22 protein-coding genes and 1 other RNA gene are annotated in these 24,537 nt (G+C 66.6%); 22 read left to right on the plus strand and 1 reads right to left on the minus strand.

Annotated features, from left to right (window positions below; all coding sequences use genetic code 11):
* Nucleotides 1–55 precede the first annotated feature (55 nt).
* The 18 genes from L338_RS00850 (at nucleotide 56) to ftsA (ending at nucleotide 18,275) form a co-directional block, all read left to right on the plus strand.
* Nucleotides 56–352, plus strand: a complete 297-nt coding sequence (locus L338_RS00850; RefSeq protein WP_022696461.1) for a hypothetical protein — start codon at nucleotides 56–58, stop codon at nucleotides 350–352.
* A 13-nt stretch (nucleotides 353–365) separates the two neighbouring features.
* Nucleotides 366–1,100, plus strand: a complete 735-nt coding sequence (locus tag L338_RS00855) for an N-acetylmuramoyl-L-alanine amidase (protein WP_022696462.1) — start codon at nucleotides 366–368, stop codon at nucleotides 1,098–1,100.
* Between the two features lie 34 nt (nucleotides 1,101–1,134).
* An RNA gene (gene rnpB / locus L338_RS16200) (RNase P RNA component class A) lies at nucleotides 1,135–1,497 on the plus strand.
* A 187-nt stretch (nucleotides 1,498–1,684) separates the two neighbouring features.
* On the plus strand, nucleotides 1,685–2,155 hold the full coding sequence (locus L338_RS00860) for a division/cell wall cluster transcriptional repressor MraZ (RefSeq protein ID WP_022696463.1): 471 nt from the start codon (nucleotides 1,685–1,687) through the stop codon (nucleotides 2,153–2,155).
* On the plus strand, nucleotides 2,152–3,153 hold the full coding sequence (gene rsmH / locus L338_RS00865) for a 16S rRNA (cytosine(1402)-N(4))-methyltransferase RsmH (protein WP_022696464.1): 1,002 nt from the start codon (nucleotides 2,152–2,154) through the stop codon (nucleotides 3,151–3,153). Before L338_RS00860 ends, rsmH begins: the two co-directional genes overlap by 4 nt.
* On the plus strand, nucleotides 3,150–3,509 hold the full coding sequence (gene ftsL / locus L338_RS16115; RefSeq protein WP_022696465.1) for a cell division protein FtsL: 360 nt from the start codon (nucleotides 3,150–3,152) through the stop codon (nucleotides 3,507–3,509). Before rsmH ends, ftsL begins: the two co-directional genes overlap by 4 nt.
* Nucleotides 3,506–5,254 (plus strand): peptidoglycan D,D-transpeptidase FtsI family protein, encoded by a 1,749-nt coding sequence (locus L338_RS00875; RefSeq protein ID WP_022696466.1) that lies wholly within the window; start codon nucleotides 3,506–3,508, stop codon nucleotides 5,252–5,254. Before ftsL ends, L338_RS00875 begins: the two co-directional genes overlap by 4 nt.
* Before the next feature lie 7 nt (nucleotides 5,255–5,261).
* Nucleotides 5,262–6,716 carry a UDP-N-acetylmuramoyl-L-alanyl-D-glutamate--2,6-diaminopimelate ligase gene (locus tag L338_RS00880; RefSeq protein ID WP_022696467.1) on the plus strand — a complete coding sequence of 485 codons (1,455 nt, stop codon included), beginning with the start codon at nucleotides 5,262–5,264 and terminating at the stop codon, nucleotides 6,714–6,716.
* Entirely contained in the window at nucleotides 6,709–8,079 is a 1,371-nt protein-coding gene (locus tag L338_RS00885; protein WP_027068151.1) for a UDP-N-acetylmuramoyl-tripeptide--D-alanyl-D-alanine ligase, read from the plus strand. The genes L338_RS00880 and L338_RS00885 overlap by 8 nt, the downstream gene beginning before the upstream one ends.
* A complete protein-coding gene (mraY, locus tag L338_RS00890) occupies nucleotides 8,079–9,182 on the plus strand; it encodes a phospho-N-acetylmuramoyl-pentapeptide-transferase (protein ID WP_022696469.1) in 1,104 nt (367 codons plus the stop codon). The genes L338_RS00885 and mraY overlap by 1 nt, the downstream gene beginning before the upstream one ends.
* A gap of 1 nt (nucleotide 9,183) precedes the next feature.
* Entirely contained in the window at nucleotides 9,184–10,608 is a 1,425-nt protein-coding gene (murD, locus tag L338_RS00895) for a UDP-N-acetylmuramoyl-L-alanine--D-glutamate ligase (RefSeq protein WP_022696470.1), read from the plus strand.
* The gene (ftsW, locus tag L338_RS00900; RefSeq protein WP_022696471.1) at nucleotides 10,605–11,735 is read left to right on the plus strand and encodes a putative lipid II flippase FtsW; all 1,131 of its coding nucleotides are present in this window, start codon (nucleotides 10,605–10,607) and stop codon (nucleotides 11,733–11,735) included. Before murD ends, ftsW begins: the two co-directional genes overlap by 4 nt.
* Nucleotides 11,732–12,844: an undecaprenyldiphospho-muramoylpentapeptide beta-N-acetylglucosaminyltransferase gene (murG, locus tag L338_RS00905; RefSeq protein ID WP_022696472.1), complete on the plus strand. Its 1,113-nt coding sequence runs from the start codon at nucleotides 11,732–11,734 to the stop codon at nucleotides 12,842–12,844. Before ftsW ends, murG begins: the two co-directional genes overlap by 4 nt.
* On the plus strand, nucleotides 12,841–14,259 hold the full coding sequence (gene murC / locus L338_RS00910) for a UDP-N-acetylmuramate--L-alanine ligase (RefSeq protein ID WP_022696473.1): 1,419 nt from the start codon (nucleotides 12,841–12,843) through the stop codon (nucleotides 14,257–14,259). Before murG ends, murC begins: the two co-directional genes overlap by 4 nt.
* The gene (gene murB, locus L338_RS00915; protein ID WP_022696474.1) at nucleotides 14,256–15,173 is read left to right on the plus strand and encodes a UDP-N-acetylmuramate dehydrogenase; all 918 of its coding nucleotides are present in this window, start codon (nucleotides 14,256–14,258) and stop codon (nucleotides 15,171–15,173) included. The genes murC and murB overlap by 4 nt, the downstream gene beginning before the upstream one ends.
* A complete protein-coding gene (locus tag L338_RS00920; protein ID WP_022696475.1) occupies nucleotides 15,170–16,081 on the plus strand; it encodes a D-alanine--D-alanine ligase in 912 nt (303 codons plus the stop codon). Before murB ends, L338_RS00920 begins: the two co-directional genes overlap by 4 nt.
* On the plus strand, nucleotides 16,069–16,962 hold the full coding sequence (locus L338_RS00925; RefSeq protein ID WP_081639411.1) for a cell division protein FtsQ/DivIB: 894 nt from the start codon (nucleotides 16,069–16,071) through the stop codon (nucleotides 16,960–16,962). Before L338_RS00920 ends, L338_RS00925 begins: the two co-directional genes overlap by 13 nt.
* Nucleotides 16,959–18,275: a cell division protein FtsA gene (gene ftsA, locus L338_RS00930; RefSeq protein ID WP_081639412.1), complete on the plus strand. Its 1,317-nt coding sequence runs from the start codon at nucleotides 16,959–16,961 to the stop codon at nucleotides 18,273–18,275. The genes L338_RS00925 and ftsA overlap by 4 nt, the downstream gene beginning before the upstream one ends.
* On the opposite strand, the gene murI is transcribed toward ftsA, so the two are convergent.
* The gene (murI, locus tag L338_RS00935) at nucleotides 18,272–19,069 is read right to left on the minus strand and encodes a glutamate racemase (protein ID WP_022696478.1); all 798 of its coding nucleotides are present in this window, start codon (nucleotides 19,067–19,069) and stop codon (nucleotides 18,272–18,274) included. The two genes, ftsA and murI, sit on opposite strands and share 4 nt — an antisense overlap.
* 131 nt (nucleotides 19,070–19,200) lie before the next feature.
* Here murI and ftsZ point away from each other — a divergent pair, with 131 nt between their 5' ends.
* From ftsZ to recN, 4 genes are all read left to right on the plus strand, one after another.
* Nucleotides 19,201–20,766 (plus strand): cell division protein FtsZ, encoded by a 1,566-nt coding sequence (ftsZ, locus tag L338_RS00940; RefSeq protein WP_022696479.1) that lies wholly within the window; start codon nucleotides 19,201–19,203, stop codon nucleotides 20,764–20,766.
* A 171-nt stretch (nucleotides 20,767–20,937) separates the two neighbouring features.
* Nucleotides 20,938–21,858, plus strand: a complete 921-nt coding sequence (gene lpxC / locus L338_RS00945) for a UDP-3-O-acyl-N-acetylglucosamine deacetylase (protein ID WP_241762219.1) — start codon at nucleotides 20,938–20,940, stop codon at nucleotides 21,856–21,858.
* 112 nt (nucleotides 21,859–21,970) lie between these two features.
* Nucleotides 21,971–22,801: an outer membrane protein assembly factor BamD gene (locus L338_RS00950; RefSeq protein WP_022696482.1), complete on the plus strand. Its 831-nt coding sequence runs from the start codon at nucleotides 21,971–21,973 to the stop codon at nucleotides 22,799–22,801.
* A gap of 43 nt (nucleotides 22,802–22,844) precedes the next feature.
* Nucleotides 22,845–24,536 (plus strand): DNA repair protein RecN, encoded by a 1,692-nt coding sequence (recN, locus tag L338_RS00955; RefSeq protein WP_022696483.1) that lies wholly within the window; start codon nucleotides 22,845–22,847, stop codon nucleotides 24,534–24,536.
* Nucleotide 24,537: the final 1 nt, after the last annotated feature.

Below are 24,537 nucleotides of genomic sequence, written 5' to 3' on the forward strand. Positions count from 1 at the left end.
CCCTTCGCACCCGACATTACAAAGCGTGGTGGGGCTCGAAGACGGATAGAAACTGATGCAAAGATTCATCTCTTCAAGCCGTGAAGGCGTCCTGAAGTCCGGCGCGCGCCGTCTGGCGGCGGCCGTGATCATGGGCGGCCTGATGATCGTGGCGCTGGGCGCCGCGGCGCTGCTGACCGTCGCCGCGTTTGCGGTGGCCGCCGTGCTGATGACGCTGGGCGCGCTGATCTATCTGTTCGCGTGGCTGAAACGCGGCCGCAAGGACGGCGGCGATGACGAGTCGGGCGTTCTGGACGCCCGCAAGGGCCCCTCGGGCTGGACCGTCGACACCGCCGGACGCTTCGGCCACTAGCGGGATCAAGACATTGCCGCTGACCATCGCGGACGCGCCGTCGCCGAATTTCGACGAGCGGAACGGCGCGCCGATAGATATTCTTGTCCTGCATTATACCGGCATGGAAACCGGCGAGGCTTCCATGACGCGGATGCGCGACCCGGAGGCCAAGGTCGCGGCGCATTATTTCGTCGATGAAGACGGCGCGATCTCCCAGCTGGTGCCCGAGGAAAAGCGCGCCTGGCACGCGGGCGTGGGCTGCTGGAAAGGCGAGCGGGACGTGAACGCCCGCTCCATCGGCATCGAAATTCAAAATGGCGGGCATGATTTCGGCCTGCCGGACTTCGCCGAACCGCAGATCGTCGCCGTGATCGCGCTCTGCAAGGAAATCCTGAAACGCCACCCGATCCCGGCCAGCCACGTCATCGGCCATTCGGACCTGGCCCCCGCCCGCAAGCAGGACCCGGGGGAGAAATTCCCATGGGCGCGGCTGGCGGAGGAGGGGATCGGACTGTGGCCGGGCGAGCAGGGCGTCACCGGCGGCCTGCTGGGCCTTGGCGACGAGGGCGAGATGGTGGCCGAGTACCAGATGGACCTGGCCACGTACGGATATTGCCCGCCCGGGCACGGTGAGTTTGACGGCGAGACCGCAGACCTGACCCGCGCCTTCCAGCGCCATTTCTATCCCCAGGCCGTGACCGGCGCGGCGGACGCGGAAACGCGCGCGCGGCTTAAGACGCTCCTCACCCTGTCGCTAACCGCTTGACGCGGAAGCCCTTCGCGCCGACATAGGCTCCCGGTCAGACGGCCGGACGGTCGCTCCGCAGCTTGCTGCGGGGAGGAAAGTCCGGGCTCCACGGATGCGGGGCGCCGGGTAACGCCCGGCGGGAGCAATCCCAGGGAAAGCGCCGCAGAGAGCAGACCGCCGCGGATTCGTTCGCGGCAAGGGTGAAAGGGTGCGGTAAGAGCGCACCGCGCCCCTGGCAACAGGGGCGGCATGGCAAGCCACGCCTGGAGCAAGACCAAGTAGGGACGGCGGGCCTTGAGTGGCCGGGCGAGCATCCGCGCCGCTGTCCGGGTAGGTCGCGCGAGGCGCGCCGCGAGGCGCGTCCCAGATGAATGATCGTCCTCGACAGAACCCGGCTTACAGGCCGTCTGACCGCTTCTCTCTCAAATGTTCATCTAATGTTCTGCAGACCTGTGCACAAATTATCAACAGGTTGCTGTGAACATGTGCCTAGATTCAGTCTGTTAATACTTAAAAACTTGTATTCCCATAATTTCCCATGTTATCCCATTAGATGACAGAAGGGTGCCGAACTGCGCCCGGTCACGGGGATTTTCAAGGGCATGTTCCTTTCAACGGCGGAGACAGGGCTGGACGCCAAGAACCGGGTTTCGGTCCCGGCGGATTTCCGCGCCCAGCTTTCCACCGATCCCCAGGCCGCGATTTACACGTTCCCGCATTTCCACGGGCCGTATCTGGAAGGCGGCGGGCAGGCCTTCATTGACCGCTACGCCAGGGATATCCGCCGGCTGAAGCGGTTCGATCCCATGCGCCGCACGATGGAGGTTGCTGTGCTGGGCGCGACGAAGCGTCTGGACTTCGACGCCAATGGCCGCGTCACCCTGCCCAAGGACTTCATCGAGCATGCCGGCATCGACAAGCGCGTGATGTTTGTCGGCTGCGGCACGCGTTTCGAGATCTGGAGCGCCGAGGCGCACGAGAAGCGGATGGGCGAGGCGCGCGACCGCGCGGCCTCCCTGATCGACGATCCGGAAATGGCGGCGATGTTCGGCGGCGAGGAGGACGACGAATGAGTCACGCCCCCGTCATGCTTACCGAGGTTCTGGAGGCGCTGGAGCTGCGCGACGGCGGCGTCTATGTGGACGGCACATTCGGCGCGGGCGGCTATTCGCGCGGCATTCTGGGTGGCGCGGACTGCAAGGTTATCGCCTTCGACCGCGACCCGAGCGTTTCAAAACACGGCGACCTGCTGGCCGAGGCTTTTCCCGGCAAGTTCCAGCTTTTCATCGCCCCGTTCTCCGCCATGGACGAATTGCTGACCCGAGCCGGGTCGCAGGGCGTGGACGGCGTGGCGCTGGATCTGGGCGTCTCATCCATGCAGATCGACCAGGCCGAGCGCGGCTTCTCCTTCCGCTTCGACGGTCCGCTGGACATGCGCATGAGCGATGAAGGGCCGACCGCCGCGGACGTGGTGGCCGAACTGGACGCCCGCGCTCTGACAGCGATCTTCCGCGCCTATGGCGAGGAGAAGAAGGCCCGCCGCGCCGCCGAGGCGATCAAGCGCGAACAGGCCCAGGCGCCGATCACCACGACCGGGCGCCTGGCCGACATCGTGCGCGATGCGGTCGGCAAGAACCCGAAATCCAAGATCGACCCGGCCACGCGCGTTTTTCAGGCGCTGCGCATCTATGTGAATGACGAGCTGGGCGAGCTGCTGGCCGGCTTGCAGGCGGCCGAGCGCATTCTCAACCCCGCCGGACGGCTGGCCGTGGTCAGCTTTCACTCTCTGGAAGACCGCATCGTCAAGCGCTTCCTGCGCAACCGCTCCGGCGGCGACGCCCGCGTGTCCCGTCATGCCCCGATGCCGGACGCGGACGGCCCGGCGCCGTCCTTCAACCTGCTCTATCGCGGCGCGGAAGAGGCCGGCGAACGCGAGACGGATGAAAATCCGCGCGCACGGTCCGCCAAGCTGCGCGCCGCGATCCGCACCGACGCTCCCGCCTGGGAGGCCGACGATTCCGCATTCCTGCCGCGCGCGCCGCGCGTGTTTGAACTGGGAGGCGCGTCATGATCCGCGCGCTCAACACCATTGCGCTGGTTTTCGCCTGCGTGCTCGCCGTCGCGCTCTATCGCGCCAAGACCGAAGCCCAGGATGCGAGAGAGCGCGTGGAAATGCTGCAGGTCGAAATCATGGAAGAGCGGCGGGCCACCGCCGTTCTTCGCGCGGAGATCGCCTATCTGGAGCGCCCGGAGCGGCTGCGCGCGCTGGCGCGCAAATATCTGGGCCTGGAAACGCTGGGCCCGGAGCAGGAAGTCGATCTGGAGACCGTTCTGATGAAATTGCAGCCGGAGGCTGAAAGCCAGTCTCATCCTGTGGAGCCGAGTCTGCGCCCGGACGTGCGTCTGGCCGGAGGGCGCGGCGAATGATCGGCGGGTCGCGAGTCCGCCTGCTGCGGCGCGAGGACGCCCCGGCCCCGCTGACCGAGCGGACCGCGGTGCACACGGCGCGCCGGGTGGCGCTGCGGGACGAGGAAAAGACCGCCATCGAGGCCGGGCGCGGGCGCATCGCCGCCGTGGGCCTCGCCTTTGCGCTGGGTTTCGTGATGCTGGGCCTTCGCGCCGCCGACCTGGCGCTGCTGGACAAACCGGCGCAGGCGGTTGCGGCCGTGGCGGAGGCCGAAAGCGCCAAGCGCGGCGGCCGCGCCGATATTGTCGACCGGAACGGCGAAATCCTCGCCACCACGCTGGATACGCACTCTCTTTACGCCGATCCCCGCAAGGTCTGGGACGCCGGTGAAACCGCCAAGGCGCTGGTCACCGTGCTGCCCGAGCTGAACGAGGCGCGCACCGCCGAGCGGCTGCGAGAGCGCCGGGCGTTCGTCTGGATCGCCCGTAATCTCACCCCGACCCAGCGTCAGGCGGTGTTCTCTCTCGGCCTGCCGGGCGTTGGCTTCATACGTGAGCCCAAGCGCGTCTATCCGCGCACCCGGCTGGCCTCCCATGTTCTGGGTTTCACCGATATTGACGGCGAAGGCTCGTCCGGGCTGGAGCTGGGGCTGGAAAGCGATTTGCGTGAATATGGCGAGCGCGGACGCCCGATGCCGGTTTCCATCGACATGCGCGTGCAATTCGCGCTGGCCGATGAGCTGCGCGCCGCGCAGGCGGAGTTTTCCGCGCTGGCCGCGGCCGGCGTGGTGATGGACGTGAAAACCGGCGAAGTGCTGGCCATGGCCTCCCTGCCGGACTTTGACCCGAACCGGCCCACCGATTCCGATCCTGACGCCCGCCGCAACCGGGCCGCCAGTTCGCTTTACGAAATGGGCTCGACCTTCAAGGCGTTCACCGTGGCGATGGCGCTGGAAGACGGCGTGGCGGACCTTGAAAGCGGCTATGACGCGAGCAAGCCGATCAAGGTCGGCAATCACGTGATCCACGATTATCACGCCGAAAACCGCTGGCTGACCGTCTCGGAGATCTTCACTCATTCCTCGAATATCGGCTCTTCCAAGATGGCGCTGGAAGTCGGCGCCGACCGTCAGCGCGCCTTTCTGGAGGGGCTGGGCCTGCTGACCCGTCCGGCGGGCGAGTTGCCGGAAATCGCGGACCCGCTGGTGCCGCAGCACTGGGGCGAGGCGACCACCGCGACCGTATCCTTCGGCCATGGCGTGGCCGTGACGCCGCTGGCCACCGCCTCCGCGTTTGCCTCCATCGCCAATGGTGGGAAATATGTGCAGCCGACCTTCAAGGTGCATCCGCCGGGCCGTGAACTGCCCGAGGGCAAGCGCATCATGTCCGCGACCACGTCGCAGAATGTGCTCGACCTGATGCGCCAGGTCGTGACCGAGGGCACGGGCCGCAAGGCCGAGGCGCCGGGCTATCAGGTGGCGGGCAAGACCGGCACCGCCGAGAAGCCAAAGAACGGCGGATATTCCAGAAAAGACCTGATTTCTTCATTCGCCGCCATATTCCCGCACGACGAACCCCGCTATGTGGTGTTGGTGCTGCTCGACGAGCCCCGGGGCACGCCCGAGACCTTTGGCTATGCGACCGCCGGCTGGACCGCCGCGCCGACCGCAGGAAAGGTCGTCAGCCGTATCGCGCCCATGCTGGGCGTGGATCGCGCGAACCCGGACTCCGAACCGCAGCTGATCGCCGCGAACACGGGAGGTTAGGCGGGTTATGAAGCTGGGAGATCTGGTCGCGCCGGAAAGCGCGCCCGATGGCGCCGATTCCATTGAAATCACAGGCGTGACCGAAGACAGCCGGGATGTACGGAACGGATTTCTGTTCGCCGCCGTTCAGGGCCTGAAGCATGATGGCCGGGATTTTATTCCCGCTGCGAAAGAGGCCGGAGCCGCTGCCATTCTGGTCGATCCGGGTTCGCCCGATTTCGGCTTGCCGGCGGTGGAAACGCCCAATGTCCGCGCCGCGCTCTCCCGCGCCGCCGCGCGCCTGTATCCCGGGCAGCCGGAGACAGTCGCCGCGCTGACCGGCACCAACGGTAAAAGCTCCACGGCCGAATTCCTGCGTCAGCTCTGGACGCTGGCCGGGCATGAGACCGCGACGCTGGGAACGCTGGGCGTTCAGGGCGGCAAGGCCGCCGATCCGCTCAGTCACACCACGCCGGGCGCAGTGAAACTGCATCAGTCATTACAGAAGCTGGAACAGGGCGGCGTCACCCATCTCGCGATGGAGGCCTCCAGCCACGGCCTGAAACAGCATCGTCTGGACGGGGTGAAGCTGAGCGCGGTGGCCTTCACCAACCTGACTCAGGACCATTTCGACTATCACCCCAATTTCGAAGATTACTACGCCGCCAAGCGCCGCCTGTTCGATGAACTGGCGCCGCAGGGCGCGCCCGCCATCATCAATGTGGATGGCGAGTGGGGGCGGCGCATGGCCGAGGCCGCACGTCAGGCGGGACTGGATGTCCGCACCATCGGCTGGTCCGGCGAATCCCTGAAAATCGAGGAAATCCAGCCCAAGCCGGACCACCAGATCCTCACGCTCCGCCACGAGCACGACGACTACAAGGTGAACCTGCCGCTGGTCGGTGAGTTTCAGGCCCTGAACGCGGTCATGGCTGCGGCGCTGGCCATCGCCACGGGCGGCGGCGTTGCCGAGACGATTGCCAACCTGAAAGACCTGACAGGGGTGCGCGGCCGCATGGAAAACGCGGTTGCGACGCCGGAGGGCGCGCAGATTTTCGTCGATTACGCCCACACGCCGGACGGTCTGGACAAGCTGCTGCGGGCGCTGCGCCCGCATACGCGCCGCCATATCTGGCTGGTGTTCGGCGCGGGCGGCGATCGCGATCCGTCCAAGCGCGAAAAGATGGGCCTGGTCGGGGCGCGTCTGGCCGATCATGTCATCGTCACCGACGACAATCCCCGCAGCGAGGTTCCCGAGACCATCCGCGAGGCGGTTCTGAAGGGCGCGCCGCGCGCAGAGGAGATTGGCGACCGGCGCGAGGCTATCCGCTCCGCCGTTTCCCGCCTGCAGGAAGGCGATGCGCTGGTCATCGCCGGCAAGGGGCATGAGACCTATCAGATCTACGGCCCCGACACGCGTTCCTTCGACGATGTCGAGGAAGCGCGCGCCGCCGTCGCCGCGCTGGAACACGCCGATGACTGACCCGCTCTGGCGCGCCGAGGATGCAGCCGCCGCCACCGGCGGACGGCTGACCGGCGGGCCGTGGGTGGCAAACGGCGTCTCCATCGATACGCGGGAGATCAAGGCGGATGATCTGTTCGTGGCGCTGAAAGACCAGCGTGACGGGCATGAGTTCGTCGCCAGCGCGTTTGGAAATGGCGCCTCCGCGGCGCTGGTCGAGCGCGAAAGCGGCGCCGGGCCGGAGCTTGTCGTCGATGACACGCTGCAGGCGCTGCGTAATCTGGGCGCCGCGGCGCGCGAACGCTCTGACGCACGGCGCGTTGCGGTCACCGGAAGCGTTGGCAAGACCAGCGTGAAAGAGGCGCTGGCCGCGGTTTTCGCGAAGGCGGGCCGCGCGCACGCCTCCGCGCGCTCGTTCAATAATCACTGGGGCGCGCCCCTGACGCTGGCCCGCATGCCCGCTGACACCCGGCGCGCCGTGTTCGAGCTGGGGATGAACCACGCCGGCGAACTGACCGACCTTTCAGGTCTGGTGAAACCTCACATCGCGGCCATCACCCGCATTGGCGAGGCGCATATCGGCTTTTTCAAATCCATCGAGGCCATCGCCGACGCCAAGGCGGAGATTTTCTCCGGGCTTGAAGCGGACGGCGTCGCCGTCATCAATGCCGATGACCCGCAATCCGGCCGCCTGCGCGCCGCCGCCGGGGACCGGCGCATCGTCACGTTCGGCCGCGCGGCGGACGCCGATGCGCGCATTCTGGATTACAGCAGCGGCGATACAGGCGGGGAGGGCGAGATCGCCGTCTTTGGCGAGACGGTGAAGTTTCAGATTCCCATTCCGGGCGCGCACTGGGCCGAGAACGCGGCCTGCGTTTTCGCCTGCGCCGCCATGGCGGACATAGACGCGCGGACGACGGCGGCGGCCCTGTCGGCGTTTCAGGCCCCGGCCGGGCGCGGCGGGGTGATTCAGGCCAGCGCGGACGGCAAGTCATTCACCCTGATCGACGATTCCTACAACGCCAATCCGGTCTCCATGCGCGCCGCGCTGGCCGCGCTTGGCGGCCGTCAGCCGGAAGGCGAGGGGCGGCGTATCGCGGTTCTGGGCGAGATGCTGGAGCTGGGCGATGACGCCGCCGATTACCACGCCCGTTTGGCCGGCCCGATTGCGGCGGCGGGGGTGGACCTTGTCTTCGTTTCGGGCGAGTTGATGGGGGCGCTCTGGGATGCGCTGCCGGCCTCCGCCAGGGGCGGGCGCTATGCAAGCGGCGGCGAGGTTTCGGACGCGCTCCGGGGGGCGATCCGCCCCGGCGACGTGGTGCTTGTGAAGGGATCGAACGCGTCGGGCATGAGCCGTGTGGCCGCGGCGCTCAAGGGGGGCTGATGCTTTACGAATTTCTATTTCCGCTGGCGGACCAGTTCCCGCTTTTCAATGTCTTCCAGTACATCACCTTCCGCTCCGGCGGGGCGCTGATGACCGCGCTTCTGGTCGCGTTCCTGTTTGGCAAGCCGCTGATCGGCTTTCTGCGGATGCGGCAGGGCAAGGGGCAGCCGATCCGGCTGGACGGGCCGGAGGGACATATCGTCGCCAAGGCGGGCACGCCGACCATGGGCGGTTTCCTGATCCTGCTGGCGCTGTCGGTGTCCGTCATCCTCTGGGGCGACCTGCATAACCCCTATGTCTGGGTGGTCTTCATGGTCACGCTGGGCTTCGGCCTGGTCGGCTTCATCGATGACTACCGCAAGGTCACCAAACAGACGAGCGAGGGGCTGGGCGGCAAGTTGAAGCTTCTGGCGGAGTTTATTATCGCCGCCATCGCCGTTTACGTGCTGACCCAGATTGGCGGGGCGGAGGACGCGCCGGCCAATTTCGGCACCTCGCTGGCGCTGCCCTTCTTCAAGGATGTTCTGATCAATCTCGGGCCGTTCTTTATCGTCTTCGGCATGCTGGTGATCGTGTTCACCGGCAATGCGGTGAACCTGACGGACGGGCTGGATGGTCTGGCCATCGTGCCGGTGATGATCGCCGCGACCTCGTTCGCCTTCATCGCCTATCTCAGCGGCAACGCCATCTTCGCCGATTATCTGAACATTCACCTGACTCCCGGCACCGGTGAGCTGGCGGTTCTTCTGGGCGCGCTTCTGGGCGCGGGGCTGGGCTTCCTGTGGTGGAACGCCCCGCCTGCGATGGTCTTCATGGGCGATACCGGCTCGCTGGCGCTCGGCGGCATGCTGGGCGCGACGGCTGTGGCCGTGAAGCACGAGATCGTGCTGGGCGTCATTGGCGGGCTGTTCTTCCTGGAGGCGCTGTCGGTCATGGTGCAGGTCGCCAGCTATCGCCTCACCGGAAAGCGCGTGTTCCGCATGGCGCCGATCCACCACCATTTCGAGAAGCTGGGCTGGCAGGAGCCGACCATCGTGATCCGTTTCTGGATCATCGCGGTGGTGCTGGCGCTGATCGGCCTCGCCACGCTGAAACTCCGCTAGAATGATCCCCGTCGCCGCATATCGAGACCAGACGGTCGCGGTTATCGGCCTGGCCCGTTCGGGCCTGACGGCGGCCCGCGCGCTGCAGGCCGGCGGCGCGAGCGTGATCTGCTGGGACGACAATGAGGAAGCGCAGGCCCGGGCGAAGGCCGAAGGCCTGACGGTGACGGATCTGAACGCCCGCGACTGGTCGGATCTGGCCGCTGTTGTGCTCTCCCCCGGTTTTCCCCTGACCCATCCGGAGCCGCACCGCTATGTGAAAATGGCGGAGTCGGTGGACGTGCCGGTGATCGGGGATATCGAGCTGTTCGCGCTGGCCGTGAACGCCCTGCCGGAGAACCAGCGCCCGCGCGTCATCGGCATTACCGGCACCAATGGCAAATCCACCACCACGGCCCTGCTGGGCCATCTTTTCCACCATGCCGGGCTGGACGCGCAGGTCGGCGGCAATATCGGCCGCGGTGTTCTGGATCTCGACCCGCCGCATTCCGGGGCGGTCTATGTGCTGGAGCTCAGCTCCTACCAGCTGGACCTTGCCCATTCGCTGCGCTGTGACGCAGCCCTGCTGCTGAATGTCTCGCCCGATCATCTGGACCGTCATGGCGGGATGGAGGGCTATGTCCGCGCCAAGACCCGCATTTTCCAGAACCAGCGGCCCACGGACGCCGCCATTATCGGCGTCGATGACGAACATACGCGCAGGATCGCCACGGGCTGGCTGGCGAAGGGCGAGCGCAATGTGATCCCGGTCTCCTCCGGCCGCGCGCTCAGCCGCGGCGTCTATGCGCTGGGCGGCGCGCTTTATGACGCTACGGGAACCAGCGTGCGGCAGGTGGCCGAGCTGGACGCGGTGGAAACGCTGCCCGGCCGTCATAATCACCAGAACATTGCCGCCGCCTTCGCCGCCGCGCGCGCGGCGGGCCTCAGCGCCGACGCCATCCGCGACGGACTGAAAAGCTTTCCCGGCCTCGCGCACCGGCTGGAGAAGATCGCGGAAATCGACGGCGTCGCCTTCGTCAATGACTCCAAGGCGACCAATTTTGACGCCGTGCGTCAGGCGCTGGCGGTTTACGGCAATATCTACTGGATTGCCGGCGGGCGCGCGAAGGACGAGTCCCTGAAATCCCTCAGCGACCTGTTTCCCCGCATTTCCAAGGCCTACCTGATCGGCGAGGCGCAGGACGGTTTCGCCCGCGGTCTCAAGGACGTCATGCCGGTCGACAAGTCCGGCGACATGGAAACCGCCGTGGCGCGGGCGCTGGCCGATGCGCGGGCCAGCGGCGCCCCGGACCCGGTTGTCCTGCTGTCTCCCGGCTGCGCCTCTTTCGACCAGTTTAAGGATTTCGAAGATCGCGGCGATACATTCCGGCGAATCGTTGAGCGAATCACTCGTGATTCCGCGTCGATTCAGGGAGCCAGCGCATGATCGCCATTTCACGCACCGACCGGTCCGCCTTCGCCGAATGGTGGTGGAGCGTCGACCGCGTGCTGCTGGGCACGTTCGGCCTGCTGATCGCGATCGGTTTCCTGCTGTCGCTGGCGGCCAGCCCGGCCGCCGCGGATCGCCTGTCGATCACCGACCCGTTCCATTTCCTCTATCGCCACGGCTTCTATGCCGGCATCGGCGCGGCGGTGATGCTGGCGCTTTCCAGCCTTGATCCGCGCGGCGCCCGCCGCGTGGCGGCGCTGATCCTGCTGGGGGCGATGGCGCTGACCGCCGCCACGCTGGTCATGGGCGTGGAGGTGAAGGGCGCGACGCGGTGGCTGCGCTTTGCCGGGTTCTCGCTGCAGCCCTCGGAATTTCTCAAGCCCGCCCTGATCGTCATCGCGGGCTGGCTGTTCGCCGAACAGAGGCGCGGCACAGCCGCCCCCGCCGCGATCATCGCGTTCGTTCTTTATCTGGCCTGCGTCACGCTGCTTCTGCTTCAGCCCGATTTCGGCCAGACCGTGCTGCTGACCACCGCGTTCGGCGCGCTGTTCTTCCTCGCCGGCATGCCGTGGATATGGACCGCCGCGCTGGGCGCGATGGCGCTGATGGGATCGGCGGCGGCCTATTTCGTCTTCCCCCATGTCGCCAGCCGCGTGGACCGTTTCCTGAACCCGGAAAGCGGCGACACGTATCAGATCGACCGCGCGCTGGAGGCGGTGGGCCGCGGCGGCCTGTTCGGGCGCGGACCGGGCGAGGGCGAAGTGAAACATTTCCTGCCCGACGCCCACACCGATTTCATTTTTGCGGTCGCGGCGGAGGAATTCGGCCTTCTGGCGTGCCTGTTGATTACCGGCCTGTTCGGCGTCGTCATCTGGCGCGGCCTGCGTTCGGCCCTGCGCCTGAACGAGCCCTTCATGCAACTGGCCGCCGCCGGGCTGACCCTGCTTCTGGGCCTGCAGGCCTTCATCAATATCGCCGTGAACCTGCATCTTGTGCCGCCAAAGGGCATGACGCTGCCCTTCATCTCCTATGGCGGGTCGTCGATGCTGGCCACGTCCGTCACGGCGGGTTTGCTGCTGGCCATGACGCGGCGGCGCCCGGGCGTCTATGAACGCTCTTCATGACCGCGCGCCGCGCCGTTCTGGCCGCCGGGGGCACCGGCGGACATATGTTTCCGGCGCAGGCGCTGGCGGAAACGCTTAAAGCGCGCGGCTGGGCCATTTCGCTGCTCACCGATGCGCGCGGCATGCGCCATGCGGACGGAATTCCCGCCGATGACCGGCGCACGCTGAGCGCGGCTTCCATCATCAAGTCGAAGCCCTGGACCTGGCCGACGGCCAGTCTCGCCATCTGGCGCGGCTACCGGCAGGCCCGGCGCCTGATGAAAGAGCAGCGCCCCGATATCCTGATCGGCTTTGGCGGCTATCCGGCCTTCCCCGCCATGATGGCCGCCAAGTCGCTGAACATTCCGATCATCATCCATGAGCAAAACGCCGTTCTGGGCCGTGTAAACCGCGTGCGCGCCGGAACGGCGGCGGTGGTCGCCAGCGGCTTCGACCGGCTGGCGCGGCTTCCCGACAAGGCCCGCGACTGCTGGCAGGTGACAGGCAATCCGCTGCGCGCCCCGATCCTGAAAGCGGCCGGCGCGCCCTATGAAGCGCCGGGCGACCATCTCCGCTTGGTCGTGCTGGGCGGCAGCCTGGGCGCGCGCATCCTCAGCGAGACGGTTCCGGCGGCGGTGGCCCGCCTGCCGCAGGATATCCGCAGCCGGCTGGAGGTCGTGCAGCAGACGCGCGAGGAAAATCTGGACGCCGCGCGCGAGACCTATCGCGAGGCGGGCGTCGTCGCAGTTTGCGAACCGTTTTTCCGCGACGTGGCGGGTCATCTGCGCGGCGCGCATCTGGTGATTGCCCGCGCCGGTGCGTCCACGGTCTCGGAACTGGCGGCGGTAGGGCGGCCCGCCATTCTGATCCCCCTCAAAATCGCCATGGACGACCACCAGACTGAAAATGCGCGCAGCCTTTCCGATGTTGGCGCTGCAGATGTGGTCCCCGAGGATGAATTGAGCATTGAGGGACTGGCCGCACTGTTGCAAACCCGCCTCGGCGATAGCGAAGATCTGGCGCGCCGGGCGGCGGCGGCGAAAACCGCCGGCCGGCCGGACGCCACCGAACGCCTCGCCGCGCTGGCTGAAGCCGTCGCGGATCCCGGGGCCCCAGAGGAGCAGGAATGAAGAAGACGGACCCGGTCCCCTACGAGGTCGGCCCCATACATTTTGTCGGCATTGGCGGCATCGGCATGAGCGGCATCGCCGAGGTGATGCTCAATCTCGGCTATGAGGTTCACGGCTCGGACATCAAGGAAAACGCCAATGTGGAGCGCCTGAGAAAACTCGGCGCGACGATCCATATCGGCCACGCGGAAAGCAATGTCTCCGGCGCCGGCGCGGTGGTGGTCTCCACCGCCGTCAAGCCGGATAACCCGGAAGTCGTCGCCGCCCGCGAGCACAAGATTCCCGTGGTCCGCCGCGCCGAAATGCTGGCCGAGCTGATGCGCCTGCGCCACACCGTTGCGGTCGCCGGGACACATGGCAAGACGACGACCACCTCCATGGTCGCCGCGCTGATGGACGTGGCCGGGTTCGACCCCACCGTCATCAATGGCGGCATCATCAATGCCTATGGCGCCAACGCCAAGCTGGGCGAGGGCGACTGGATGGTGGTGGAGGCGGACGAGTCCGACGGCTCCTTCCTGCGCCTGCGCGGCACGGTGGCCATCGTCACCAATATCGATCCGGAGCACATGGACCACTATGGCAGCTTCGACAATCTGCGCGCCGCCTTCGACCGTTTCGTAGAGACGATCCCGTTCTATGGCTTTGCCGTGGTTTGTGTGGACCATCCGGAGGTCCAGAACCTCGCCAGCCGGGTCGAAAACCGCCGGCTGGTCACTTACGGTTTCAACCCGCAGGCCCAGGCCCGCATCGTGAACATGACCCCGCAGGGCGGCGTGACGGTATTCGACCTCGTTTTCCATGACGCCGACGGAGAGGTCGAGGAAACCTGGAAGGGGCTGCGCCTGCCCATGGCCGGGCGCCATAATGTCCAGAACGCTACTGCCGCCGCGACCGCGGTGCGCGGGCTGGGCGGTACGGAAGACCATGTGCGGGACGCCCTGAACGGGTTTGCCGGCGTGAAACGCCGCTTCACCGATGTTGGCGGCTGGAACGGCGCGCGCGTCATCGACGATTACGGGCACCATCCGGTGGAAATCTCCGCTGTCCTGAAGGCGGCGCGCGACGTGGCCGACGGCAAGGTGATCGCTGTCGTGCAGCCGCACCGTTATTCCCGTCTGCACGATCTGTTCGACCAGTTCTGCAACTGCTTCAACGACGCCGACGCGGTGCTGGTCGCCCCGGTCTATGAAGCGGGCGAAAAGCCGATCGAGGGCGCGGACCGGGACTCTCTGGTCAAGGGGCTGCGCAAGCACGGCCACCGCAAGGCGATGGGCGTCACGCGTGAGTCACTGGCCGAAGATGTCGCGAAACTGGCGGGCGAGGGCGACCTCGTCGTTTGCCTCGGCGCCGGAGACATCACCTATTGGGCCGCGGCGCTGCCCGGCGAGCTGAAGGCGCTGGACGCAAAGTGAGCCTGATCGATCGCCTCCCTGAAGTTCGCGGCGTTCTGAAAGCGGGCGAGACGCTGGCGCCGTTCACCTGGTTCCGTGTCGGCGGACCGGCGGAAGTTCTGTTTCTGCCGAAGGACGAGGCGGACCTTTCCCATTTCCTCGCCGAAACGCCGGAGGATGTTCCGGTGTTCGTCATGGGAGTGGGGTCGAATCTGCTGGTGCGCGATGGCGGCATTCCGGGCGTTGTCATTCGGCTTGGCCCGGCCTTCGGCAAGATCGCGCCGGAGGGTGATAACCGCCTGCGCGTGGGCGCGGCGGCGCTGGACAAGATGGCGGCGAAGCAGGCCGCCAGGGCCGGGGTGTCCGGGCTGGAGTTTTTCGTCGGCGTGCCGGGCTCCATTGGCGGGGCGCTGCGCATGAACGCGGGCTGCTATGGCCATGAGACCAAAGACGTGCTGGTCGAGGCGGTGGCGATTGACCGGCTGGGCCGCCGCATCGTCGCCCCGCTGGAGGAGCTGGGCTACAGCTACCGCCACTCCGAAGCGCCGGACGACTGGATCTTCGTTGAAGCCCTGTTCCAGGGGCAGGCCGGCGCGCCGGAAGAGATCGAGGCGCGCATGGCGGAGATTACCGCCCAGCGCGAATCCACCCAGCCGATCCGCGAAAAGACCGGCGGCTCCACCTTCGCCAACCCGGATCCGCCGGGCACGGAAAACCAGCGCCGCTCCTGGCAACTGATCGACGCCGCAGGCGGCCGCGGCCGCCGCGTGGGCGGCGCGCAGATGAGCGAGCAGCACTGCAACTTCATGATCAATACGGGCGATGCGACGGCCGCTGACATCGAAAATCTCGGCGAAGGCATCCGCGCCGACGTGAAGGCCCAATCCGGCGTCGACCTGCGCTGGGAGATCAGACGGGTGGGGGAAAAGGCATGACCAAGCGCGTCGCGGTTCTTCTTGGCGGTCCGTCGTCCGAGCGCGAGGTCAGCCTGGTGTCGGGCGCGGCTTGCGCGAAGGCGCTGCGCGAGGGCGCCTATGAAGTCGTCGAGATCGATCCGGGCGAGGCGCTGATGCAGCGTCTGGCCGAGGCCGATCCGGATATCGTGTTCAACGCCCTTCATGGGCCGTGGGGCGAGGACGGGCGCGTGCAGGGTCTGCTGGAATGGTTCGGCCGGCCCTACACCCACTCCGGCGTTCTGGCCTCCGCCCTGGCGATGGACAAGCAGCGCGCGAAAGCGGTTTTTGAGGCGGCGGGCATCGATTGTCCGAAAGGCGCGGTTCTGGACCGCAAGACAATTGCGGACGCGCATCCGATGGAGCCGCCCTACGTCATCAAGCCCGTAAACGAGGGGTCCAGCGTCGGCGTCTACATCATTCGCCCCGGCGACAATCGCCCGCCCGCCGATATCGGCTCCGACCAGTGGAAGCTGGGCGAGGACGTGCTGGTGGAGGAGTTCATCCCGGGGCGGGAGCTGACCGTCGCCGTGCTGGGCGATGAGCCGCTGGCCGTCACGGAAATTCTGCCGAAATCCGATTTCTACGATTTCGAGGCGAAATACGCCGCTGGCGGTTCGGCGCATGAGGTGCCGGCCCGCATTCCGCCCGAGATTGAAAAACGCTGCATGGAGGCCGCCGTGGCGGCGCATGAGGCCGTGGGCGCCAGAGGGTTAACGCGGTCGGACTTTCGCTATGACATGCATAACGATCGGTTAGCCTTACTCGAAATTAACACTCAGCCGGGCATGACTCCTACTTCGCTGGCGCCAGAACAGGCCGCCTACCGGGGGCGCGATTTCAAGGCCTTATGCGCCTGGATCGCTGAGGATGCTTCATGTCTAAGGTGAAGAAGACAGCACGGAAAACCAAAAAACGGCATTCGTCCGGCCGTCCGACCGTCTTCACGCGCATTCGCAATCATTTCGCCGCCCGCCTGCGCGGCGCGAAATACCGCGCCGGCGCCGCCGTGCGGCTGGCGACTGTCGCCATTACCGCCGTGATGCTTCTGGGCGTCGCCGTCCTGTGGGGCGGCGGCTGGCTGGCGGGCGCGGCCGGGGGCGCGGCGCAGTCCACGGACAAAGCCTTGGCCGGCGCCGGGTTCACTGTGCGCCATGTCGATATCATCGGCGCCGACCGGGCTGAGGCTGACGCCATCCATGCCGCGCTCGGCGATCTTGGCCCCAATTCCATTTTCACGCTGGACGCCGCCTCCGCGCGTCAGCGCGTGGAGTCGCTGGGCTGGGTGGACGAGGCCGTGGTCGCGCGCCTGCTGCCCAACCGCATCTCGGTCACCGTGACCGAGCGCCGCCCAGCCGCCGTCTGGCAGAATGACGGCGCGTTCTTCGTGGTGGATTCCGATGGCGGCGTGATCGATGGCGCCGATCCGGCGGAATATACGGCCCTGCCGGTGGTCGTCGGCGCCCGCGCGGACGAGGCCGCGCCGGAACTGCTGGACGCCTATCGCCAATTCCCCTCTGTCGCGGAGCGCGTGGAAGCGGCGCAGCGCGTGGGAGAGCGCCGGTGGACGCTGTGGATCGACAGCGGCATGAAGGTTCACCTGCCCGAGGATGAGGGCGCGGCCGCGCTGGCCATTCTCAATGATTTGCAGACGCGGCGTCATATTCTTGACGCGCCGGCCAGCTTGATTGACCTGCGGGATACGACCCGCATCGTGATCCGCCCGATGGAGGGTCACGATTCCATAGAATTGAAAGGGCGCGAGGCATGAGCGCTATGCCCCTCTTCGGGCGCAAGGGCGAGGATGGCGGCGAGGGACGCAAGCCCCAGACGCTGGCCGTTCTGGATATTGGCTCCTCCAAGGTCGCTTGTTTCATCGGCCGTTCCGAACCGGGCGGCGGCGTCCGCGTGACCGGCGTCGGGCATCAGTCCAGCCGCGGCGTGCGCTGCGGCTCCGTCGTGGATCTGGACGAGGCCGAAACCGCCGTCCGCGCCGCCGTCGAGCAGGCCGAACGCATGGCGGGCGAGGCGGTCAGCCGCGTCACCGTCAATCTCAGCGCCGCGCAGCCGCGCAGCCACCGCATCGCCGTGGAAGGCCCGCTCTCCGACCGCGAGGTCTCCGACCGCGACCTTCGACGGCTGCTCTCCGCCGCCCTCGACGAATTTCATGAGCCCGAGCGCGTCGTCGTCCACGCCATCCCGCTGACCTGGACGGTCGATGACAGCCGCGGCGTGCGCGATCCGCGCGGCATGTATGGCCGCACGCTGGCCGTTGAGATGCACCTTGTCACTGCCGCCTCCGGGCCGTTGCGCAATCTCGCCATTTGTGTGGAGCGTTGCCGCCTGGACATGAGCGCGGTGGTCGCCACGCCCTACGCCTCCGGCCTCTCGGCGCTGGTCGAGGACGAACAGGAGTTGGGCGGCCTGCTGATCGATATGGGCGGGGGCACCACCTCCGTCGCAGCTTTCGCCGAAGGCGCGCTGGCCTATGTCGACGTGATCCCGGTCGGCGGACAGCACGTCACCGCCGACGTCGCCCGCGGCCTGTCCACGCCCGTCGCTTCGGCCGAGCGGATCAAGACGGTCTATGGCTCCGTTTTGGAAAGCCCGGACGACGATCAGGACCTGATCATGACGCCGCAGATTGGCGAGGACGGCCAGAGCTCGATGAACCAGGTGCCGCGTTCGCTGCTGACCCAGATCATCAAGCCGCGCCTGGAAGAGACGTTCGAGATCGTCCGGGAGCGCCTGATGACCGCTGGCGTGGACAAGGCCTCGGGCCGCCGCGCCGTTCTGGTCGGCGGCGCGTGTCAGTTGCCCGGCGTGCGCGAACTGGCCGCGAAGATTCTGGAAAAACAGGTGCGCATCGCCCGCCCCGCCGGGGTCGTTGGTCTGGCTGACGCTGTCAGCGGTCCGGGCTTCACCGCCGCCGCCGGCATGCTGATCCATGCCGCGCAAGGTCCGCGCGAAGCCATCAGCGGTCCGCCGCGCATTACGGAAAAAGGCGCCGCGCGCCGCCGCAAGGAGGCCGTGGAGGCCGGCGGCATTGGCGGCGCGTGGTCCTGGCTGCGCGAGAATTTCTAGAGGCTGATCTTTTCGACCGTCTCGAAGCCGCGCGCCTGCAAGGCCGGGCGCATGGCGGCGTCGGCGTTCCCCGTGACATAGACCGCGACCGGCTCCAGCGCCCCGCCGCCTTCCTCCAGTTGCAGCAATCCGCCCGCGCGGCGCGCGATGGCTTCACCGGAATCGATCCATTTCAACCCGGCGGGGGAGGCGGCCTCGATCTCGGGCCGCAGCAGCGGGAAATGCGTACAGGCCAGCACCGCGACATCCATCCGGTCGGCGTGTTCCAGCGCGAAGAGCGGCGCCAGGGCCGTCTCGATGGCTTCGGGGCTGACGGCCTCGCCCGCCATCTTGCGTTCGGCCAGCGCCACAAGGCGCGAACTGCCAAAGCGCAGCACGCTGCGGTCTCCCGCGAATTCGGCGATCAGGCCGTCGCTATATTCCCTCTCAACCGTGCCCGGCGTGCCCAGGAATCCGATCACGCCGGTGCGGGTCAGGCTGGCCGCGGGCTTGATGGCCGGCACGGTTCCGACAATCGGGGTTTGCACCGCCTTGCGCGTCTCGTTCAGCGCCACCGTGGAGGCGGTGTTGCAGGCCATGACAAAAAGCTGCGGCGCGAATCTTTTTTCCAGCAGTGAAAAAAGCGCCGGCACGCGCTGTTTCAGCTCGGCCTCGCTGCGCAGTCCATAGGGCAGGAATGCGGTGTCGGCCGCGTAAATTGCCTTGGCGGCAAAGCCTTTCCGGGCCAGTTCGTCAAACACGGAAAGACCGCCGACGCCCGAATCGAACACGATGACCAGGGGCTTTTCACGCATGCTTTTTCCATTCTCCGGGCGCCTGTTCACATTTGTTGATCAGTAAGCTTAACCCTCAATTAAATGGTAAAGACGACATTTACCCCGAATCCTCGGATAATCCGTCGATTGTCGTATCTGGAGACCATTTCATGCCCCTGTCCCTTTCCGCCCCGGAAACCCCTGAGCTTCAGCCCCGCATTGTCGTGATCGGCGTCGGCGGCGCCGGTGGAAACGCGGTCAACAACATGATCGCCAAGGAGCTGGAAGGCGTTGAATTCATCGCCGCGAACACCGATGCGCAGGCTCTGGCGCGTTCGAAGGCCGAACGCCGCATCCAGATGGGCAGCGACGTGACGCTGGGTCTTGGCGCCGGCGCCCGCCCGGAAGTGGGCGAACAGGCGGCCGGCGAGTCGATGGAAGACATCCTCCAGCATCTCGAAGGCGCGAACATGGTGTTCGTGACTGCGGGCATGGGCGGCGGCACGGGCACCGGGGCGGCCCCTGTCATCGCGCAGGCCGCGCGGGAGCAGGGCATCCTGACGGTTGGCGTTGTCACCAAGCCGTTCCAGTTTGAAGGTCCGCGCCGCATGCGTCTGGCCGACGCCGGCGTCGAGGAGCTTGAGAAGAATGTCGATACGCTGATCGTCATTCCGAACCAGAATCTTTTCCGCGTCGCGACCGAAGCCACCAGCTTCGCCGACGCCTTCGTCATGGCCGACGATGTTCTCTATTCCGGCGTCCGCGCCATCACCGACCTGATCGTGCGTCCGGGCATCGTGAACCGCGACTTCGCGGACGTGCGCACAACGATGAGCGAGATGGGCCGCGCCATGATCGGCATGGGCGAGGCCGAAGGCGACCGCCGCGCCGCTGAGGCCGCCGAAGCCGCGATCAACAACCCGCTGCTGGACGACACCGCCATGAAGGGCGCCCAGCGCGTGCTGATCAGCTTCACCCACGGCCCGGACTTCACGCTGCACGAAATCGATGAAGCCGCGAACATCATCGCCCAGGAAGCGGACGAGGACGCCCAGATCAACTGGGGCTCGACGCTGGACGAGACGATGGAAGGCAAGCTGCGTCTGTCCGTGATCGCCACGGGCATCGGCGAGGGCGAGCGGGACCGCCGCCGCCCGGAACAGCCGGTCGCCCGCGCGCCGATCGCCCGCCCGGCCAAGCCGGCCGCGCAGCCGCAATCGGCCGCCATGCCCTGGCGCAGCGAGACCCCGGCCAAGCCGGTCGAGCCTTCCGTGCGTCCGGCGGGAAACGCCAAGACGGCTGAGCAGATCCGCGCGGAGATGCAACGCCGTGAGCGCGCCAAGCTGGAAGAGATCGCCGACGACGTGGAAGATGAGCTGGAAACCGCTTCCCCGGAAACGGCCGAAGACGAAACCATCGAAACCGCCAACGACTATCAGGGCGAAACCGCCCCGGAGCCGGAAGTGCGCCGCCTCGCCGAACGCGTGCAAGAACAGGCCCCGGCGATTCGCCGTCCGGCCGCCGACCAGCCGTCGGAAGAGAAGAAGTCCGGCGGATTCTCCCTGTTCGGCCTGCGCAAGCCGGCGGAGCAGGATTCCCGCGAGAAGCCGGAGCAGGAACAACAGCCGCAACAAACCCAGCGCCCCAATGTGCGCGTGGCCAGCGGCGACCTGTTCAACGGCATGGACGATGATGACCTTGAAATTCCGGCTTTCTTGCGCCGTCAGGCCAACTGATCGCCGGCGACAGGATCACAGCGTTGAAAGCCCGGGCCCTCGCGCCCGGGCTTTTGCATGTCCGGAGCGGTTAAGCGGGCGTAACAATGCGCAACCAAGCTTTATTTGATGGTCTGGCGCCCCGCGGCTAGGTCCAGCGTTGTAGATGTGCGCGTTTTGCGCGCATTCGCCATGAGCCGCATGAGGTCGCACGCCATCATGATGTGGGAAAACACAATCGCTTCTCCGGCCATGATCGCCGGGCGCGGTCTGCATGACGGCGCGCCGGTGCGCATGACGCTGAAGCCCGCCGATCCGGGCACCGGGATCGTGTTTGTCCGCCGCGACCTTGGCGGCGACAACCGCATCGCCGTGCGGGCCGAAGCGGTGGGCGCGACCAATCTGGGCACGGTTCTGGAAAATGCGGACGGCGCATCGGTCAGCACGGTCGAACACCTGATGGCCGCGCTCAGCGGTCTGTCCATCGACAATATCGTGATCGAGCTGGACAATCCGGAAGTGCCGTCTGTGGACGGATCCTCCGCGCCGTTCGTCTCGCTGCTTCAGCGCGCCGGCCTGCGCCGTCAGGGAACGCCGCGCCGCTATATCGAAGTGCGCAAGGAAATCGCCGTTGAACAGGACGGCAAGCGCGCGGTTCTCTCTCCCTGCGACCGGTTCGTGGTGGAAGTGGAGATCGAGTTCGATACCGACGCCATCGGCCGCCAGCGCGTGGTTTTCGATTCCGGCAAGCATCAGTTCGCCGACATGCTGGCCTCCGCCCGCACCTTCGGCTTCCTGCATGAGGTCGAGGCCCTGCACGCGGCAGGCCGGGCGCAGGGCGCCTCGCTGGAAAACAGCGTCGTGATCGACGGCGACCGCATCGTGAACGAGGACGGGCTTCGCTATGCCGATGAATTCGTTCGTCACAAGGCGCTGGACGCCATTGGCGATCTTTATCTGGCCGGCGCGCCGATTCTGGGCCGGTTCTCCGGCTTCAAGACGGGCCACGGCATGAATAACAAGGTTCTGCGCGCGCTTCTGGCCGACAAAACGGCCTGGCGCTGGCGTGAACTGGCGGCTGAAAACGCCACAGCGCGCGATAAAGCTGTCTAATTGATCGCGTGAATGCGGCTCAGCGCTTTCTCCTTGCCGATCATTTGGCTACAAACCTGTTTCGCGAAATGGATTTGACGCCCGCCATATGAACACGCAGGACTCACCGCGTATGACGCTCTACCGCAGATTCGCCGCCCTCTTTGCCCTTGTGACGCTCGCTGCGTGCGCTTCGGACGATCCCGAAATCGCCTATGTGGAGCGTCCGGTGGAGACGCTCTATCTGGAGGCGCACGATACGCTGGAGGAACGCCGCTACGACGAAGCCGCCGCGCGGTTCGACGAAGTGGAGCGTCAGCATCCCTATTCGGAATGGGCGCGCCGTTCGATGCTCATGGCCGCTTTCGCCAATTATCAGGCAAACCGGTACAATGAAGCCATCGCCGATGCGGAGCGTTTCATCAATCTGCACCCGGGCAACCAGTCCGCGCCCTACGCCTATTACCTGATCGCCCAGTGCCATTTTGAGCGCATCCTTGATGTCGGGCGGGATCAGGGCCACACCCAGCGCGCGCTGGACGCCCTGCAACAGGTCGTGCGTCGCTACCCGGACAGCGACTATGCCCGCGACGCCCGCCTGAAGATCGACATGACGCGCGATCAGCTGGCCGGCAAGGAAATGTCGATCGGCCGCTTTTATCTCAAGAACGGCCAGACGCTGGCCGCGATCAACCGCTTCAAGGCCGTGATCAATGATTACGAGACCACGACCCATACGCCGGAAGCCATGCACCGCCTGGTGGAATCCTATGTCAGCCTCGGCGTGAACGAGGAAGCGCGTCAGGTCGCCTCGGTGCTCGGCTATAACTATCCGGGCAGTCCCTGGTATGAAGACAGCTACGAGCTGCTGACCGATCGCGGCATCGCTGCGCCGGACGCCAATGCGCCGGACGGCGAGCGGGACGGGAATTTCCTGACCCGCGCTTTCGGGCGAATCTTCTAGTAAGCTTGCCGGCCTTTTCACCAGTGAGGGGCGGCGGTCGCAAATGCTGACCTCGCTTTCCATAAGAAACATCGTGCTGATCGACCGCGCGGACATAGAGTTCGACGCCGGTCTGGGCGCCCTGACGGGCGAAACCGGCGCGGGCAAATCCATCATTCTGGATGCGCTGGGCCTGGCGACCGGCCAGCGCGCCGACAAGGCGCTGGTCCGCGGCGATGACACCGCGACGGCGACCGCCATGTTCGCTCTGGCCGATGATCACCCCGCCCGCGCCATTCTGGACGAAGGCGGTTTCGCCCTGGATGGCGGCGAACTGATCCTGCGCCGCACCCTCAACGCCGATGGCCGCAGCCGCGCCTTCGTCAATGACGAACCGGCCAGCGTCGGCCTGCTCAAACAGATCGGCGAGTCGCTGGTGGAGGTTCACGGCCAGCATGACGGTCGCGGCCTGCTCGACCCCCGGACCCACCGGGGTCTGCTGGACGCCTATGGCGGCCATGACAAACAGATCGGGGCCGTGCGCGCCGCCTATGACACGCTGGCGGACGCCCGGAAGAAGGCGGAGGCGCTGGAGGAGTCGCGCGGCCGCGCCGAAGCCGAGCGCGACTATCTCGAACACGCCGCGGCGGAACTGGACCGGCTGGACCCGCAAACGGGTGAGGAGCAGAAGCTGGCGGACGAGCGCGCCTTTCTGGGCGCCGCCGAGAAATCGCTCAGCGACCTGCAGGAAGCCTCCGAGGCGCTGACCGGCGGGCAGGGCATGGAAGACCGCCTCAACCACGCTCTCGCTAGTCTGGAGCGCATTGTCGCCAAGCTTCCGGAGGGCGAAGAGGATGAAACCGGCCCCGGCGCCGCCATCCGCCGCGCCACGGCCGCGCTGGAGCGCGCGGTGATCGAGGCGGGCGAGGCGCGAAACGCCGTCGAAGACGCCGCCCGCACCTTTGAATTCGAGCCCGACCGTCTGGAAAAGGTGGAGGAACGTCTGTTCGCCCTGCGCGCCGCCGCGCGAAAGCATCAGGTGGAAGTCGACGACCTGCCGTCCCTGCGCAAGGACATCACCGAAAAACTGGCCCTGATCGAGGATTCCGGCGCTGCCGCCGCCAATGCGGAGAAGGCTCTGAAAGAAGCCGCCGAACGTTATGACGCCACCGCGGCCGCCCTGACCAGGGCGCGCGAGGCTGCGGCAAAAAAGCTGGACAAGGCTGTGGCGAAGGAACTGCCCCCGCTGAAGCTGGACAAGGCCACGTTCGCCACCCGTATCGACCCGGCGGAGCGGGATGGCGCGGACGGCCGCGACCGGATCCGGTTCGAGGCCTCGACCAATCCCGGCTCGAAACCCGGCCCGCTGGACCAGATCGCCTCGGGCGGCGAACTTTCCCGTTTTTCCCTCGCCATCAAGGCCGCGCTGGCCGAGACCAACGCTATCGCCACGATGATCTTTGACGAGGTGGACCAGGGCGTTGGCGGCGCCGTGGCGGACGCGGTGGGCCGCCGCCTGAAGGCGCTGTCGGAGACCGGTCAGGTGATCGTCGTCACCCATTCGCCGCAGGTCGCCGCCCGCGCCGATCATCACTGGCGGATCGAGAAGAAGGACGCGAAAGGCGCCACGCTCACCTCAGTCACCCCGCTGGATGACGCCGAGCGTGATGAGGAAGTCGCCCGCATGCTCGCCGGCGCCGAGATCACGGACGAGGCCCGCGCCGCCGCCCGCAAGCTGAGGGCCGCCGACGCATGAG

The sequence above is a fragment of the Euryhalocaulis caribicus genome, from assembly GCF_000412185.1.
Lineage (GTDB): Bacteria > Pseudomonadota > Alphaproteobacteria > Caulobacterales > Maricaulaceae > Euryhalocaulis > Euryhalocaulis caribicus.

What these genes read in the sequence shown, in the direction of transcription:
- L338_RS00850 (WP_022696461.1), top strand. Translation starts at nt 56, where the DNA reads ATGCAAAGATTCATCTCTTCAAGCCGTGAAGGCGTCCTGAAGTCCGGC.
- L338_RS00860 (WP_022696463.1), top strand. Translation starts at nt 1,685, where the DNA reads ATGTTCCTTTCAACGGCGGAGACAGGGCTGGACGCCAAGAACCGGGTT.
- rsmH (WP_022696464.1), top strand. Translation starts at nt 2,152, where the DNA reads ATGAGTCACGCCCCCGTCATGCTTACCGAGGTTCTGGAGGCGCTGGAG.
- ftsL (WP_022696465.1), top strand. Translation starts at nt 3,150, where the DNA reads ATGATCCGCGCGCTCAACACCATTGCGCTGGTTTTCGCCTGCGTGCTC.
- L338_RS00875 (WP_022696466.1), top strand. Translation starts at nt 3,506, where the DNA reads ATGATCGGCGGGTCGCGAGTCCGCCTGCTGCGGCGCGAGGACGCCCCG.
- L338_RS00880 (WP_022696467.1), top strand. Translation starts at nt 5,262, where the DNA reads ATGAAGCTGGGAGATCTGGTCGCGCCGGAAAGCGCGCCCGATGGCGCC.
- L338_RS00885 (WP_027068151.1), top strand. Translation starts at nt 6,709, where the DNA reads ATGACTGACCCGCTCTGGCGCGCCGAGGATGCAGCCGCCGCCACCGGC.
- mraY (WP_022696469.1), top strand. Translation starts at nt 8,079, where the DNA reads ATGCTTTACGAATTTCTATTTCCGCTGGCGGACCAGTTCCCGCTTTTC.
- murD (WP_022696470.1), top strand. Translation starts at nt 9,184, where the DNA reads ATGATCCCCGTCGCCGCATATCGAGACCAGACGGTCGCGGTTATCGGC.
- ftsW (WP_022696471.1), top strand. Translation starts at nt 10,605, where the DNA reads ATGATCGCCATTTCACGCACCGACCGGTCCGCCTTCGCCGAATGGTGG.
- murG (WP_022696472.1), top strand. Translation starts at nt 11,732, where the DNA reads ATGACCGCGCGCCGCGCCGTTCTGGCCGCCGGGGGCACCGGCGGACAT.
- murC (WP_022696473.1), top strand. Translation starts at nt 12,841, where the DNA reads ATGAAGAAGACGGACCCGGTCCCCTACGAGGTCGGCCCCATACATTTT.
- L338_RS00920 (WP_022696475.1), top strand. Translation starts at nt 15,170, where the DNA reads ATGACCAAGCGCGTCGCGGTTCTTCTTGGCGGTCCGTCGTCCGAGCGC.
- L338_RS00925 (WP_081639411.1), top strand. Translation starts at nt 16,069, where the DNA reads ATGTCTAAGGTGAAGAAGACAGCACGGAAAACCAAAAAACGGCATTCG.
- ftsA (WP_081639412.1), top strand. Translation starts at nt 16,959, where the DNA reads ATGAGCGCTATGCCCCTCTTCGGGCGCAAGGGCGAGGATGGCGGCGAG.
- murI (WP_022696478.1), bottom strand. Translation starts at nt 19,069, where the DNA reads ATGCGTGAAAAGCCCCTGGTCATCGTGTTCGATTCGGGCGTCGGCGGT.
- ftsZ (WP_022696479.1), top strand. Translation starts at nt 19,201, where the DNA reads ATGCCCCTGTCCCTTTCCGCCCCGGAAACCCCTGAGCTTCAGCCCCGC.
- lpxC (WP_241762219.1), top strand. Translation starts at nt 20,938, where the DNA reads ATGAGCCGCATGAGGTCGCACGCCATCATGATGTGGGAAAACACAATC.
- L338_RS00950 (WP_022696482.1), top strand. Translation starts at nt 21,971, where the DNA reads ATGACGCTCTACCGCAGATTCGCCGCCCTCTTTGCCCTTGTGACGCTC.
- recN (WP_022696483.1), top strand. Translation starts at nt 22,845, where the DNA reads ATGCTGACCTCGCTTTCCATAAGAAACATCGTGCTGATCGACCGCGCG.